General features: G+C 66.4%; 11 protein-coding genes. All 11 read left to right on the top strand.

Annotated features, from left to right (window positions below; all coding sequences use genetic code 11):
* Nucleotides 1-383 precede the first annotated feature (383 nt).
* Nucleotides 384-1,376, top strand: a complete 993-nt coding sequence (locus BBJ41_RS37480) for an IS5-like element ISBmu2 family transposase (RefSeq protein WP_006412423.1) — start codon at nt 384-386, stop codon at nt 1,374-1,376.
* Nucleotides 1,377-1,597: 221 nt separating this feature from the next.
* Nucleotides 1,598-2,590, top strand: coding sequence for an IS5-like element ISBmu2 family transposase (locus tag BBJ41_RS37475; protein ID WP_006412423.1), 993 nt, complete (start codon nt 1,598-1,600; stop codon nt 2,588-2,590).
* Between the two features lie 225 nt (nt 2,591-2,815).
* Nucleotides 2,816-3,010: a hypothetical protein gene (locus tag BBJ41_RS40995; RefSeq protein ID WP_156815010.1), complete on the top strand. Its 195-nt coding sequence runs from the start codon at nt 2,816-2,818 to the stop codon at nt 3,008-3,010.
* Between the two features lie 71 nt (nt 3,011-3,081).
* Nucleotides 3,082-5,373, top strand: a complete 2,292-nt coding sequence (locus BBJ41_RS37470; protein WP_069751287.1) for a sigma-54-dependent transcriptional regulator — start codon at nt 3,082-3,084, stop codon at nt 5,371-5,373.
* 434 nt (nt 5,374-5,807) lie between these two features.
* Nucleotides 5,808-7,535 carry a hypothetical protein gene (locus BBJ41_RS37465; protein WP_069751286.1) on the top strand — a complete coding sequence of 576 codons (1,728 nt, stop codon included), beginning with the start codon at nt 5,808-5,810 and terminating at the stop codon, nt 7,533-7,535.
* Complete coding sequence (locus BBJ41_RS37460) at nt 7,535-9,094, top strand: hypothetical protein (protein ID WP_069751285.1); 1,560 nt, start codon at nt 7,535-7,537, stop codon at nt 9,092-9,094. The genes BBJ41_RS37465 and BBJ41_RS37460 overlap by 1 nt, the downstream gene beginning before the upstream one ends.
* Nucleotides 9,091-10,074: a ferritin-like domain-containing protein gene (locus tag BBJ41_RS37455; RefSeq protein ID WP_197680913.1), complete on the top strand. Its 984-nt coding sequence runs from the start codon at nt 9,091-9,093 to the stop codon at nt 10,072-10,074. The genes BBJ41_RS37460 and BBJ41_RS37455 overlap by 4 nt, the downstream gene beginning before the upstream one ends.
* On the top strand, nt 10,071-12,137 hold the full coding sequence (locus tag BBJ41_RS37450) for a LodA/GoxA family CTQ-dependent oxidase (protein ID WP_069751284.1): 2,067 nt from the start codon (nt 10,071-10,073) through the stop codon (nt 12,135-12,137). The genes BBJ41_RS37455 and BBJ41_RS37450 overlap by 4 nt, the downstream gene beginning before the upstream one ends.
* 3 nt (nt 12,138-12,140) lie before the next feature.
* Nucleotides 12,141-13,319, top strand: a complete 1,179-nt coding sequence (locus BBJ41_RS37445) for an NAD(P)/FAD-dependent oxidoreductase (protein ID WP_069751283.1) — start codon at nt 12,141-12,143, stop codon at nt 13,317-13,319.
* A complete protein-coding gene (locus BBJ41_RS37440; protein WP_156815008.1) occupies nt 13,316-14,089 on the top strand; it encodes a hypothetical protein in 774 nt (257 codons plus the stop codon). The genes BBJ41_RS37445 and BBJ41_RS37440 overlap by 4 nt, the downstream gene beginning before the upstream one ends.
* Nucleotides 14,086-15,864: a M61 family metallopeptidase gene (locus tag BBJ41_RS37435; protein ID WP_069751282.1), complete on the top strand. Its 1,779-nt coding sequence runs from the start codon at nt 14,086-14,088 to the stop codon at nt 15,862-15,864. Before BBJ41_RS37440 ends, BBJ41_RS37435 begins: the two co-directional genes overlap by 4 nt.
* The last annotated feature ends 50 nt before the right edge of the window (nt 15,865-15,914 follow it).

Here is a 15,914-nt window from a genome sequence, read left to right as displayed (position 1 = left end):
TCGTGCAGGCTATCGAAACGACGAATGTCATGAGCCGCGCCGTGGCAGAAGCGGCAGCCGATCGTATGAAGCGGGAACGCGAACAGGACTCCATTCTGCCTCGTCGAACTGCCCGACGGGCGAATGAATCGTCATCGATTTGCAAGTGAATTTTCGAAGCAATCGCACCGATCCAATACGAAACCTCGAATAATCGGCCGACCCGATACACCGAGCCGGGAATCCGTGTTATCTGCCGTAAGAAAATGATGCCAACCGGATAGCAGATGCATGCTTGCGGAAAGCACCGCGTGCTAGGGAAACGCTGATTTATTCGGCTCGGCGGTCATCGCAGACGTAGCCGAGGACGTTTAGAAGACAGCTCACGGAACGGACCCACGACGATGAAGAGGCAGATCGGCTTCGCGGAAGCGGAAATTGCAGGCAAGAAGCGAGTGACGAGGCGCCAACGCTTCCTGGAAGAGATGGAGAAGGTCGTTCCGTGGCAGCGCTTGCTGTCGGCCATCGAACCGCACTATCCGAAGGGCACGCGAGGTCGCCCGCCGATTGGCCTTGAGCGGATGCTGCGAATCTACTTCGTGCAACAGTGGTACGGACTGTCGGACGAAGGACTGGAAGACGCGCTGTATGACAGCATCACGCTGCGAGCCTTCGCCGGCATCGATCTGGCGATCGAGAACGTGCCTGATGCAACCACGCTGTTGAAGTTCCGGCGCCTGCTGATCGAACACGAACTGACACGGAAGTTGTTCGACGAGATTGGCATCTCGCTGTGCGAGCGTGGGCTGATGATGAAGGAAGGCACGCTGGTTGACGCGACGATCATTGAAGCGCCGCCGTCGACCAAGAATGCCGGGAAGAGCCGTGACCCGGAAATGCATCAAACGAAGAAGGGCAACGAATGGCACTTTGGCATGAAAGCCCACATTGGCGTCGACGCCGACTCGGGCCTGATTCACAGTGTGGTTGGCACGGCGGCCAACGTGTCGGATGTATCGCAAGCTCATGCCCTGCTGCACGGGCATGAAGAGCAGGTGTTCGCCGACGCGGGCTACATTGGCGTCGACAAGCGCGAGGAAATGGCGGGCAAGGCCGTGAAGTGGCACGTCGCTGCCAGGCGGGGAAAGATCAAGGCGATGCAAGAAGGAGCGCTGAAGGACCTGGTGATCGCGCTCGAGCGAACCAAGGCGCAGATCCGTTCGCGGGTTGAGCATCCGTTTCATATCGTCAAGAATCTGTTTCAGCATCGCAAGACCCGATACAAGGGCTTGGCCAAGAACACCGCGCAACTGTTCAGCCTGTTCGCTCTGGCGAATCTGGTGATTGCGCGAAATCTGTTGCGATCGGTCCATGGGAGCAGTCCGTCATGCGTATGAAAAATGCGAGCAGGGGAGGCTCGCTTACGCGCCAAATTCACTGAATTGAGCGCCGATTCGCTTCGTCATCCAGAAAATTTGAAGCCATCTCGCCTGCAACTTCGGAAGTTGGTCCATTGATCAGCGTTTCCCTAGGGAAACGCTGATTTATTCGGCTCGGCGGTCATCGCAGACGTAGCCGAGGACGTTTAGAAGACAGCTCACGGAACGGACCCACGACGATGAAGAGGCAGATCGGCTTCGCGGAAGCGGAAATTGCAGGCAAGAAGCGAGTGACGAGGCGCCAACGCTTCCTGGAAGAGATGGAGAAGGTCGTTCCGTGGCAGCGCTTGCTGTCGGCCATCGAACCGCACTATCCGAAGGGCACGCGAGGTCGCCCGCCGATTGGCCTTGAGCGGATGCTGCGAATCTACTTCGTGCAACAGTGGTACGGACTGTCGGACGAAGGACTGGAAGACGCGCTGTATGACAGCATCACGCTGCGAGCCTTCGCCGGCATCGATCTGGCGATCGAGAACGTGCCTGATGCAACCACGCTGTTGAAGTTCCGGCGCCTGCTGATCGAACACGAACTGACACGGAAGTTGTTCGACGAGATTGGCATCTCGCTGTGCGAGCGTGGGCTGATGATGAAGGAAGGCACGCTGGTTGACGCGACGATCATTGAAGCGCCGCCGTCGACCAAGAATGCCGGGAAGAGCCGTGACCCGGAAATGCATCAAACGAAGAAGGGCAACGAATGGCACTTTGGCATGAAAGCCCACATTGGCGTCGACGCCGACTCGGGCCTGATTCACAGTGTGGTTGGCACGGCGGCCAACGTGTCGGATGTATCGCAAGCTCATGCCCTGCTGCACGGGCATGAAGAGCAGGTGTTCGCCGACGCGGGCTACATTGGCGTCGACAAGCGCGAGGAAATGGCGGGCAAGGCCGTGAAGTGGCACGTCGCTGCCAGGCGGGGAAAGATCAAGGCGATGCAAGAAGGAGCGCTGAAGGACCTGGTGATCGCGCTCGAGCGAACCAAGGCGCAGATCCGTTCGCGGGTTGAGCATCCGTTTCATATCGTCAAGAATCTGTTTCAGCATCGCAAGACCCGATACAAGGGCTTGGCCAAGAACACCGCGCAACTGTTCAGCCTGTTCGCTCTGGCGAATCTGGTGATTGCGCGAAATCTGTTGCGATCGGTCCATGGGAGCAGTCCGTCATGCGTATGAAAAATGCGAGCAGGGAGGCTCGCTTACGCGCCAAATTCACTGAATTGAGCGCCGATTCGCTTCGTCATCCAGAAAATTTGAAGCCATCTCGCCTGCAACTTCGGAAGTTGGTCCATTGATCAGCGTTTCCCTAGGATTTAACACGGCGTTTCGCGAATATTTCGCGTCGCTCGGAAATTGAATGAATTAATAAATAAAACGCGCTGCGTGCCGATATGGAGATGAATGAAGGGCGAGCGGCGAATTTCATCGAACGATGACACCGGCCGCCGCACCGAAGGCGAAGGGCGCCGGCGTAACGTCACCAAAAAAAGTACAGTCCCCGGGGTGAAGCTCATGGCGTGGCAAGGTGCGTTCCGTCGCCGGCTGGCGGCGCTGAAGTCGGGTATCCCGTCGAAGCACGCCGGAGCGCAACGATGAATGCGCCGCGCGGGGCATTACAGTTTGGCGCGCAACGTGCCGGATCGGCACCACGCCCGCTCGCCGAATCCATGCTCGTCGGCCAGTCGCCGGCGCTCCAGCAGCTGATCCAGATGGTCGACCGCGTGGCGCCGACGCGCCATGCATTGCTGGTGACGGGGCCGACTGGCTCCGGCAAGGAAATCGTCGCGCGGCGCATCCATGCGCACAGTGAAATGCCCGACGAGCCGTTCGTCGACGTGAACTGCGGCGCGATTCCCGAAAACCTGGTCGAGGCCGAGCTGTTCGGTCACGTGCGAGGCGCGTTTACCGGCGCGTCGGAGAGCCGGGCCGGCGTGTTCCAGCAGGTCGGGCGCGGCACGCTGTTTCTCGACGAGATCGGCGAACTGCCGCTCGCGTTGCAGCCGAAACTGCTGCGCGTGCTCGAGACCGGCAGCTTTCGCCCGATCGGCGCCTCGGCCCCGCTGCGCTTCGACGGGCGCGTGGTTGCGGCCACCCATCGCGACCTGCTCGCGGCGGCCCGCGCCGGCGGCTTTCGCGAGGATCTCTACTACCGGCTCGCGGTATTCGTGCTCGCGGTGCCCGGCCTCGATCAGCGCGACGATGACATCCCCGAGCTCGTCCAGCACTTTGCCGCGCAGCAGCGACGCGTAATCGATTTCACACAGGCAGCGATGCAGCGGCTGCGCCGGCACGCCTGGCCGGGGCACGTACGGCAATTGCGCAATCTCGTCAGCCGGCTCAGCGTGCTCGCCCCCGATACGCAGGTCGACGTCGACGTGCTGGAACCGTTCCTCGCGGCCGAGACGGATGGCCCCGAGGCGTGCGAGCGGCTCGCCGACCGCCTGCTGCTGCTCGACGGCGACGACAAGCTCGCGGCCGCCGAATATCTGCTGATCGATCGCGCACTCCAGCGCACCGCCAACAACAAAAGCGCGGCGGCCGCGCTGCTGGGGGTCAGCCGCAAGGTCGTCGAGCGCCGGCTGAAGGCGCGGGCCGACCGCGACGACGAAGCGCGCCGCCATCTGCGCCGCGCGCAGGCGTCCATCCGCGACGCGCAGTTCCGCGATGCGGTGCCGCTGCTGCACCGTTGCCTCGACTGCCTGTTGAAGAGCGGCGAGGAGGCGAACACGCGGCGCCTGCGTTTCGAGGCCAACCTGGCACTGGCCGTCAGCCTGCGCAGCCTGCATGGCTGGCTGTATCCGGAGGCGGCCGCCGCGTATGCCGCCGCGCTCGAGGCGGGCGAGGGCGTGTGCGACGCCGCCGAGCTCGCCTCGGTGCGGCTCGGCATCTGGACCACGCAGCTCACGACGCTGCAACTGAGCGACGCGCGGGCGACCGCGCAGGACCTGCTGCAGCGTGCGCAACGGATCGGCACGCCGGCGACGCTCGACGAAGCGCACCTCGCGATGACCAACACGCTGTTCTGGCTCGGCGACAGCAGCGAGGCGCTCGCCTGCCTGGCGCGCGGCAACCTGCTCGGCATCGGTCTCGACGATCATCGCATCGGCGCGCAAGGGCTCGACCTGGCCGGGCTTGCGCTGACCTTCGCGGGGCTCGCCTGTTACCAGACGGGCGCCGACGATCGCGCGCGGCACGCGATGACGGTGCTGATGGCCCGCGCGGCCCGTCCGAACACGCATGCGCTCGCGCACGCGCTGAACCTGCAGGGCGCCGCGTGGCTCGCCTGTCTGTTCGACGACGTCGAGCGGCTCGGTGATCTCGCAACCGAGCTCGTCGGCGTGTCGGCATTCGCCGGTCTTGCGTTCCATCAGGGCGTGGGCGAGGTGTTCCGGGCCTGCTGGCTCGGCGCGCACGGCGAGTTCGACGAGGCCGAGCAACTGCTGCTCGACGGCTATCAGCGGATGGTCGGGCACGGCGGCGCACTGTTCTATTCGTTTACGGCCTGGCATCACGGCGAACTGTTGCTGCGCGCGGGCCGCCCCCGAGACTGCGAGCGGGTGCTGAGCGCCGCGCTCGACGTCGTGCTCGAGCGGCAGGAGCGTGTGTATCTCAGCGAATTGCTGATCGTCCGCGCGCGCGCGGTACGCGCGAGCGGCGAACTGGCGCTGGCCGAACAGGAACTGCGCAGCGCGATCTCGACGGCTCAGGCGCTCGGCTCGGTGCCCGCGCGCATCGCCGCCGCGACGCATCTCGCCGATCTGCTGGCCGAAATCGGCCGGCACGCCGATGCGATCCAGACGCTCGAACGCGCATTGCGCGGCACGCCGCCGCTGCAGGCCGCACCCGTCACGCAGCGCGCGGCATCGCGGCTTGCCGAGCTGCGCCGCGCGCACGCGACGTTGGCCTTCGCGCCGACGCGCCACGAATCCGCCTTCGACGCGCGTCCGGCACGTCCCTGACCGATCCGGGGCGTTCGCTCCAATACCCGCGAATGTCGGCAAATTTGCCGCGACGAACAGGGCCGCCTGCTGCGCGGCCCCGTTACTTTGCGCGCCCGCCGGGACGCGCGAAGTTCTCGACACGTCCTGCAAAGCGACGCGTCGCACACAGGCGCGCATTCCGCCGCTGCGCGAACGAGACGAGATCCCGTTGTATCCCTGCGCTCGAGCGGACGAATTCGTCCATTCCGCGTCGCTTCGCCGGACGCCGACGTCCGGCGCCTGGGCGCCGTGCTCACCCCGCTCGTCGAGAACGGCCGCCGGGCGGGGCAGTGGGCGACTGGCACGGGATTCGCTAAAGAGACACGCCGTGCGTCGGGGTCGCCGACGTCGCGCCCGGCCGTGCACGACATGCGCTGCCGGCGCCCGTGCTCCCCTTCCGAGACGAGGTCGATATGGCAAATCTGCTCTCCGCTTTCCGTTCCCCCGCCGATCAGGCCACCAGGGATCTCGCCGACTATCCGGCCGCGCGGACGGCGTTCGCCGCACTCTGGAACACGTATCTCGACGGAATCACGCAGCAGGCGATCGTCGGCAATCCGTGGCAGGCGAGCAATTCGTCGAACACGCCGTACTACTTCAATCCGCTGACCACGGCGGTTCCGGACGACGCGGCGACCAAGGGGGTCCAGTGGTCGGCGATGCCCGGCCGCATCCTGTACTACGACCAGACGCAATGGGGCAGCGCGCTGTCGGCCACGCAGATCAACCAGCTCGCGGACTACGGCTGGACGCCGTCGTCCAGCGCGGCCGACCGCCAGACCTTTCCGAACCTGACCACGGATCCGTGCTCGGGCGAACAGGACGTCAAGGCGTACGGCCCGTACGGCCCGCGCGGCTGGCAGGACGAATACTGCGAATGGAGCGTGCTGCGCGACCCGACCACCAGCAAGATCCTTCGCATCGACTTCACCTGCGAGAACCCGGAGTACTGGTACACGCTGTGGCGGGTCGCGCCCGACGTCGTCGTCGACCTGTACCGCGCGACGCTCGACAATCCGGCGATCCAGCCGTCGGACCTGTGGCTCAAGGACGCCACGGGCCAGGCCGTGATCGATCCGTCGACGGGCGCCCCCGCGTACGACCCGCTGAACATCTGGAATCGCGGGCCGGAGCGCACCGCGACATCGGGTGGCGCGATGCATCTGACGAGTACGCCCAACACCTTGCAGACGGAGATTGCCGGGCTCGCCGGCGCGGCCACCATTCAGCGGACCTGCGGTTCGGGCGATCCTGAAACGCTTCTCTGCTGCGCGCAGTACGGCCAGCCGCACCGCAACAGCGATCCGCATATCGGACTCGTCGTCAACCAGGTGGTCGGTCTGTGCAACAAAGTCACGATCGCCGATCCTCCCGGCCTCTACATGCAGATGCCCAACTTCAGCCAGTACGCGCTGCCGTCGAATGCGCCCGCCGGCGCGAAGGCGCAGGACTACTGGCGGGTCGTGCGCGGGACGACGACGTTGAACGACATGAACGGCAACCCGTTGCCGGGCAACCAGATCCTGCACGCGGTGTTCGAGGTGCCGCGCGAGCTTGGCTTCACCGTCGGCGACATCACGATCGGCGGCACGCCGATCGACTATGCCGCGCAGGTCGCGGCGACCTTCCTCATGCAGATCAACGCGACGCCGATTTCGATCAGCGCGCAGCCGAACCCCGAAGGCTGCGTGGGCGACCCGCAGAATCCGACGCCGCAGCCGCTGCAGATGTGGCACACGTCGCTGTGGAACGCCTATTACGGCACCGCCGCGCCGGCGAATCCGGTCGCGCAGCCGATGGTGCTCGCCAGCAACACGGTGATCCTGCCGCCGACGCTCAAGCGCGGGCAGGCGCGGGTGCCGATGACGCTGGTGTGCCGTGGTGCGAACCTCGGCAAGCACGGCGAGTTGCCGACCGTCAGTTTCGACGGGCCGGACGGCGGCGTGACGGCTGTCGTCGCCGTATTGACCAGCGGCGTCACCTATACGGTGCCGGGGGATTCGTATCCGTCGAGCAACCAGGTGCTGTCGCTCGAGGTGACGGTCGATGCCGGCGCGGCGCCCGGCCTGCGGGGCGTGCGCATCGGCAACCCCGGGGAAGCGGCGGGCCAGGCCGCGCCGAGCTTCCTCCGGATCGAATGATGCGGCGTGCGAGACAGCCATTCCGTCCGGCGGCACGCATCGCCGTGATGCTCGGCGCATGCGCGGCGTTCGCGGCGGGCATCGCGCACGCGAAAGAATCGTCGGCGACCGCCGACGCGAACGGCTACGCGACGACGGCGCGCAACGGGGCATCGACCTACAGCGCCTGCTTCACCGCACCGACCGTGTCGTCCGTGCTGCCCGCCGATGCGGCCCTGTCCGATCAGGACGACATGAACTGCTTCGCGTGGCAGCAGTTCATCGCGTTGAACTGGCAGGCGTCGGCCACGCAGAACGGCCAGCCCGACACGAGCGTGACGGCCCGATCGTTCGGCATGCCGTCGGCGCCTGCGCCGACCGTATGGGAAACCTACGCGCTGAGTTCCAACGTATTCCGCCCGAACGCGGCCACGCCGTTGCCATTCAACGGCGCGAGCCGCAAGGCGGCCGCACGCGCCAGGCCAGGCCGCGCCCCGTTCGTACGCGGCGCGGCGGCCGAGGACGCGCTCGTCGACATTTATCAGGCGTTCACCAACTCCAAGGGATGGATCACCGCGCAGAACGGCATGCCGACCTACTACGAGAAGCGCATGAACGTCGAGGAGTACGACTACATCGTCAACAACCGACTCTACGACGCGACCGCGCAGTGGCAACAGATCGTCAGCAACACCGGCATCCATCTGCCGGACGGCTCCGCGTCGGGCACCGTCGGCGCGATCGAGATCAAGGCCGCATGGCTGCCGCTCACCGATCCGTCGCTGTACGCGCGCTATCTGACGCGGCCGGCCACGCTGGTCGACCCGGCGACCGGCAAGCGCACGAGCGCGGTGGTCGGCCTCGTCGGGCTGCACATCATCCACAAGACGCGCAAGGCGCAGCAGTTCGCGTGGGCGACGTTCGAGCAGGTCGACAACGTGCCGGTACAAGGCCAGGTCGGCGCGGGGCCGTACACCTACTACAACCCGCATTGCGATCCGGCGTCGGATCCCTATCAGTGCCGCGTCAACACGATTCCGCTGTGCACCGGCAACGCGTGCGACTACGCGTTGCCGACCCAGGTCGCGCGCGTGCAGCCGATCCTCGACGACGTCGCGGCACTGAACACGTACGTGCAAGGCGTGATTCGCGACGCGAATCCGCAGTCGGTGATGCAGTACTACCAGTTGATCAGCGTGATGTGGCCGTCCGCATCGACGACGCTCACCGGTGCGGGGCTGACGCCGCTGACTGCCGGCGTGCCGCAGCCGCCGAACGGCGTCGGCGGGCTCGCGAACGCGGTGCTCGAAACCTTCTTCCAGACCCTCAACTCGCTGTCGCCGAATAGTCAGCTGACGCAACCGAACTGTCTCGCGTGCCACACGGTCGCGACGTTGCCGAATCGCGGCGTGCCGCCCGACTGGGGCACCAGGCCGAAGAACTACGCAAGCGACTACAGCTTCCTGTTCAGCGAGGCCGACGCGCAGGCGGCTGCCTCGCTCGTGGCCGCCCCGTGCAAACCGGCGGCGGCGCGTGCGGGCCATCAGAAGGAACTTGGTTGTTCAAGGAGAAAACCGTGAAAAGAGAAAAATTGGAGTTGCCGCGCGAGTGGACCCTGCCGGCATTGCAGGCGCACTTCCAGGACGCGCTCGATCTCGAGCTGTGGACGATTCCGTACTACCTGACGGTGCTCTACTCGATCAAGGACAAGGGCTCGCCGGCCGCGCAACTGATCCAGGCCGCCGTCTACCAGGAAATGTTGCACGCGCAACTGGTTGCCAACGTCGCGAACGCGTACGGCTTCTCGCCGGTCGCGACCGTGCCGGTGTACCGCGGGCAGGCGGTGCCGCATCTCGATTTCGCTCTGGACGAGCCGAACCCGACGACCGAGTTTGCGCCGTACAGCGCGGAGCTCGGCCCGCTCGACGCGGCGCGGATCAACACGATGTGCCTCGTCGAATATCCGGAGTGGTGCACCGGTCGCGAGCCCGACGTGGCCGATTCGACCGACGAGTACGGCTCGATCGCCGAGTTCTACGTGGCGCTACGCTACGGCATGTCCGCGCTGCGCTCCGAGGTCGTCGGCCGGCGCCGCCAGTTCGACGAATTCGGGCCGTTCTACCGTAACCACCCGGGGCTCACCGTGACGGAAGACGGCGATGCCGGGTTCCGCCAGGCGCTGACGCTGCTCGACGTGATCGTCGAACAAGGGGAAGGGCAGACCGAACCCATGGAGACCGTGCCCGTCGAATTCCAGAACACGGCCGACGGCTTCCACAACAAGACGCCGCATTTCCAGCGCTTCGACTTCATCCGGAAGCTGCCGGTGCTGCCCGCCACCTACCAGGGCGAGGCGAATCCGCCGGCTGGCAGCCCCGGCCACGACGCTCAGCAGATCCTGATCCGCGATTTCGCGACCTTCCTCGGCGTGCTCAACCAGATGTTCCGTGGTGAGGCCCCGCCGCCTTCGTTCGGTAGCCTGATGGCGAAGCTCGGCGGCGACATCCTGAGCTGCTGGAAGCACCAGGCCATTCCCCGTTTCTCGCAGGAGCAAGCATGACGCTGTCATCCGTCTTCCGTATCCATCCGGCCTTCGGCATCGCGCGGGTCGGCACGAGCGACGAGTTCTACCTCGGGCCTGAAACGATGGCGGGCCTGCCGATCGATCCGTCCGTCGACGTCGGCAACCCGAACGTGACGGGCGGCCTGCCGATCAAGGCCGGAACCGAATCGCAGGTGATCTCGAGCGACGACCTGCGCGACCGCGGCGGCCGCATGAAGCGGCAGGCGGCACGCTTTCGCATCTACCACTATGCGGCCGGCGACGGCAGCGAGGAGCGCTACCCGAACGGCGGCGGCACCGAAGTGTCGATCGGCAGCGTGATCGGCGGCAGGACCGTGCGCGACATCGTCTGGACCGTGCATCTCGCGAACAAGAAGGCGAACTCGTACATGCTGAACGACGAGCTCGGCCTCGCCGTGTACGAGAAAGCGAATGCCAGCCACCTGAACCTGCGCAACGCCGCCGAGGGCGAGGACCCCGACAACGCCGCGCGCCTCAAGAAGCTCGTGATCGACGCGGGCCCGCGCGCGATTCGCGGCACGAGCCACGGCAGCGTGCGGTTCGACAAGGCGACGATCGCGACCTACGTGGCGGAGCACGGGACGATCCAGTCGATGCCGCATTATCCGAAGACGTTCCCCGACGACAGCTTCTCGCAGCTTTATACGCCGACCGGCATGATCGAGACGCTCGGCGAGCTGCGCACCGACGACCAGGGGCGCCTGCTTGTGCTGCCGGCGTGGGGCCGCGCATGCGGCTGGTTGCGGCCCGACGGCACGCCGTTCCCGCTGATCGGCGGCCTGATCGCGCCGGGAGAATACGGCGACGTGAACGCGGACGGCTGGTTCGACGACACCGCGGACGGCCCGGTCTCGGCGACGCTCGTGTTCGACGACGACAGCACCGCGTCCGTCGTGCCCGCGTGGGTGATCAGCACCGATCCCGGCTATGCGCCGCAGACGCTGAACGTGACCAGCCTGTGGGACGACATGTTCGACACCTGGGTGCGGCGCATGGACCTGATGCCGGAGATCTTCGATCACCGTTTCAATCGGGATTACCGGCCGCGGTTCGACGATCATCTGCTGCCGATCTTCCGCGCGCCCGCGCTGCAACGCTGGAACACGAACCTGCCCGCGCGGGCGATCGCCGCGCACGATGCCGTCGGCGCGATCCGCGCGCAGGACGATCCGCGCGAGACGATCATGACGGGCCTCGCCTACGTGCGCAATCCGAACCTGCCGGAGCAGTCGAACCTCGGCGCGCCGCTGATGCCGCTGTCGATGGGGGACGCCGGCAAGGCGTTCATGAGCGTCTCGTTGACCCAGTATTTCTTCCTGCAGCAATGGAACGACGGCAAGTTCGAGCGTGGCGAACGCCTGAAGCTCGGGCCGGGCGAGGTGCTCGATCGCACGGTGATGGTGAATTGCCTCGGCGGCCGTTTCGCGCCCGGCATCGAAATGACTTTCATCGTCCGCGATCCGGCGATCTACCAGCAGGACTGGCAGACCTCCGGCGCGGGGCCGTTCCGGCTGCGCGCGCGCGCGCTCGACTACTCGACGGTGCAGGCGAGCTTGCCGTTCCTCACGGTCGGCTATGTGCCGCTGCATCCCGGGCCGGACGGCCTGCGCTCCGCGCCGCTCGAGCCCGGCGACGTGTCGAAGTTCATGGCCGTGCCGTGGCAGACCGACTACAACGCCTGCGCGACCCACAACTCGGCGCCGAATCCGACCAACAGCACGGCGCTCTACTGGTCGTGGCCGTCGCAGCGGCCGGTCGCCGTCCATGCGGCGGCCGACGTGCACGACGGCAAGCCCGGGCCGCAACGCTACTCGATTCGCGGCCCCGGCACCGCCACCGACGATCTCGGCAATGCCGGCCGCTATCAGGACCTGCTCGACATCGTTAAGCACTGGCACCGTATCGGCTTCGTGATCCAGGGCAGCGCGATCGCGGGCGACACGCGCTACAGCCCCGAACTCTATCTGGAGGTGGCGAGCCAGCTCGACGATCCGCCGATCGAGCCGTGGCCGATGAACTCGAACTCGCTCGACGGCTGAGCGATGACGCAAGGTCACGGCATCGCGATCGTCGGCGCCGGCCCCGCCGGATGCGCGGCGGCGATCGCCCTGATGCAAGCCGGCGCGGGGCCGGTGCTGCTGATCGATGCGGCCGGCCGTGACGATTCCGGCGGCGCGCGCGAGGCGGGCGCGCGCCGGCCGCGCTTCGGCGAAAGCCTGCCGCCCGACATCCGGCTCGTGTTCGCGGCGCTGGGCCTGCAGCCCGCGTTCGATGCGCAGGGTTTCGATCCGTGTTGCGGCAGCGCGTCGTCGTGGGGCGCCGACGCGCTCGGCTACAACGACTTCCTGTTCAACCCGCACGGCTTCGGCTGGCACGTCGAGCGCCGACGCTTCGACGCGCTGCTGCGCGATTGCGCGATCCGCGCCGGCGTACAGTGGAAAACCGGCCGCGTCGAGCATTGCAGCGCGACCGGCAACGGCGTGCGGCTGCAGCTCGCGCTGCCCGGCGGTGATACGGAATGCTTCGATGCGGCGTTCGTCGTCGATGCCAGCGGCCATGCCGCCTGCGTCGCGCGCGCGATGGGCGCCGAGCAGCTCGACGGCGACCGGCTGGTCTGCGTATCGGCCTGCGTGCCGCTCGACGCCGACAGCGGGCTCGGGCAGCGCTCGTTGCTCGAAGCCGTCGAATACGGCTGGTGGTACGCGGCGCGCTTCGCGCCCGACGAGGCGATCGTGGTCGTCGCAACCGATGCGCAGATGCTGTGCCGGCACGCGCTTCAACAGCCGGCGTCGTGGCATGCGTGCCTGCGCGGTACGCGGCATGTCGCAGCCGCGCTCGGTGACGGCGTGCGGGATGCACCTTCCACGCTGACGGTCCGCCAGGCGCGCTCGGCACGCCTGAGCCGATGCGCGGGGCCGCGCTGGCTGGCGATCGGCGACGCGGCGGCGAGCTTCGATCCGCTCTCGTCGCAAGGCGTGATCAAGGCGATGCTAGACGGGGTGGCCGCTGCGCGCGAGATCGCCGGCGATCGGGACGGCCGCGCGATCGCGGCGAGGCACGAGCAGCGGATCGGCGAACGGTTCGCCGACTACACGCGGATGCGCGACGATTTTTACGACCAGGAACGTCGATGGGCCAATGCGCCGTTCTGGCTCCACCGACGCCATCGCGACACGACGACGCCCGCCGGCGTCCTTCACGCAACGGAGACTCAGCCATGAACGATAACGCCAAGCCGTGGCCGATCAAGGACACGCCCAATACGCACGGGATGTTCATGCTCGGCACGACCACGCTGTATCTGTGCCATATGCCGATGTTCGGCATGGAAGACCATCTCTATCAGATGACGCTGCAGGCCCGACTCGACCCGGCGTCGATGTCGACGTATCTCGCGGACAAGGCGCAGCACCCCGGCTCCCCGTACAACCTGACCAATCTCGAGCGCGATTCGTTCACGCTGCCGCAGGTTGCGTGCGGTCAGGTCCGGCAGTACGTCGCCGCGATCTACCGCGATTATTCGAACGAAGGCGGCGGCACGCCGGGTACGCAGATCGTCGGCGAGGCGACCGTGTTCGTCGAGCGCGTCGTCGTGTACCGTGCGTTCGACCAGAACATTCCGCGTCCGGCGAATCTGACCTACGTGCTGTTCGGTGACGGCAAGGAGGCGCACCTCGATCACTACATCGCGGTCGATCCGGACTTCCAGCACCTGTTGACGCTGCCGGCCGTGCCCGAATGGCTCGACGTCACGCAGTTGCAAGCCGGCGTGCTGGTGAGCTTCCCGCAGCCGAGCACGCCGATCGGCTGTACGCCGCCCGTCACGCCGGGCGCGCATACGGTGCAGTTCCAGGGCCTCGCCGGCGCAGCGGTGCCGCTGGCGGTGGGCAACACCTTCTGGTACAGCACCGGCAACTCGCTCAACGCGGTCGATCCTTGCGGCGCCCGGCAAGCTTCGGAGTCGGCCATCTCGAACGAGGTCGCGCAATGAACGTGCACTACGACGTCACGCTTGATCCGGCACGCCACGAACTGGCCGTCGAGCTCACGATCGACGGCGTACCGCCCGGCGAGCTGGTGCTGGCGACGCCGACCTGGGTGCCGGGCGATTACGATTTCGAGCCGTTCGGCCGCGACGTGTTCGACGTTCGTGCGACCGACGGGGCAACCGGCGCGGCGCTCGACGTGCACCGCCGCGGCTGGCCCGCCTACGCGGTCGAGGTGCCGGCACGCAGCGCATCGGAGGGCAGGGTGACGGTCCGCTATCGCGCCGCGGCCGCCTCGGTCGAGATGAGCGAGGAGTGCGGCGTGCTCGGCGACCTGAACGGCGTGCTGCTCGGCACGCGGTATCTGCGGGTGACCGCGCACGACGGCCGCTGCACGGTGCGCTATCACGTGCCCGACGGCTGGGCGATCCATCATCCGTCGGGCGCAACGGCGATGCCGGAGCGGACCTGGGAATACGACAGCTATGCGCGCCTGGTTGATACGCCCGTCTCGTTCGGGCACTTCGACACGATCACGCGCGAAGTGCGCGGCACACCGTTCCATCACGTGTTCCTGACGCGCGCGCAGGGGTTCGACGCGAACGTCGGCAGGTTCGTCGACGATCTGTGCAGGATTGCCGGCGTGTATCACGACATCTTCGGCGGCTTCCCGTTCGAGGACTATACGTACGTGCTGTCGTTCAATCCGAACGACGCGTGGGGGCTCGAGCATCTGACGAGCACCATGGTCGGGCTCGATCCGTCGACTTTCTACGACGCCGATCAGTACAACGTCAGCGTACGGGTCTGCGTGCATGAGCTGTTTCATGCGTGGAACGTCCGCCGCCTGCGGCCGGCGCCGCTCGGCCACCTCGAATTCGAACGCGGTTGTTTCAGCGAGTGCCTGTGGGTCGCGGAGGGCTTCACGCGCTATTACGAATTCCTGTCCTGCACACGCACTGCCGTCTATACGCCGGCGCAGTTCCTGAGCGTGGTGACCGGCTACTACACGCACCTGAGCGCGCTGCCGGCCTATCGCCATGTGAGTCCGGCCGACGCGTCGGCGGCGTCCTACCTCAATCACGACAAATATCCGGGCCGCGCCAACAGTGCGATCGACTACTACGACGCCGGCATGGTGATCGCATTCGAACTCGATGCGACGCTGCGTCTCGACACCGACGGCGCGCAATCGCTCGACACCGTGTTTGCCGCGTTCTACGAGGCCTTCGCGGGCGTGGGCGCGGGGTACACACTCGACGACATCTGTAATTTCTTCGAGCGCTACCGGGCCGGCCTCGGCCACCACCTGAGAACGCAGGCCGTCGAGCCGGCGAGGCTCACGCTGCCCGACAGGCTGCGCGCGCTCGGTTTCGACGTCAGCGAAGGGCAGGTGCCGTATTGCGGCGTGATTCTCGCGAGCGATACCGGCCCTGCCGTCTACAGCGTCCTCGATGGCAGCCCGGCCAGCCGCAGCGGGCTCGCGGCCGAGGACACGATCGTCGCCGTCGACGGCTACCCGTTCTCGCTGGAAGCGCTGAACGGCGCCGTCCGGCAGGGCGCCGATGTGACGCTCGACGTGCTGCGCGGCAACCAGTCCCGTCGTTATACGATCCGGCCGGATGAGCGGACGACGCTGGTGGGCCTTCGCTGGGCCGGCACAGCACGCCAGGCAGCGTTGATTTCTCAATGGCTGAACCAGCCGTTTACGCCGTCGGCGGGGCAGTGCGTCCCGCTCGATTTCTATGAGAACTTCCACGGGATCGAGACCGTGATCTGAATCGCGGCGGGGGTAACCGCCCGGTGGCCAGGGAGCAGATCGACATGGAA

This window comes from Burkholderia stabilis (assembly GCF_001742165.1).
In the GTDB taxonomy this organism is placed as follows: domain Bacteria; phylum Pseudomonadota; class Gammaproteobacteria; order Burkholderiales; family Burkholderiaceae; genus Burkholderia; species Burkholderia stabilis.
This window is presented reverse-complemented; position numbering and strand designations above follow the sequence as displayed.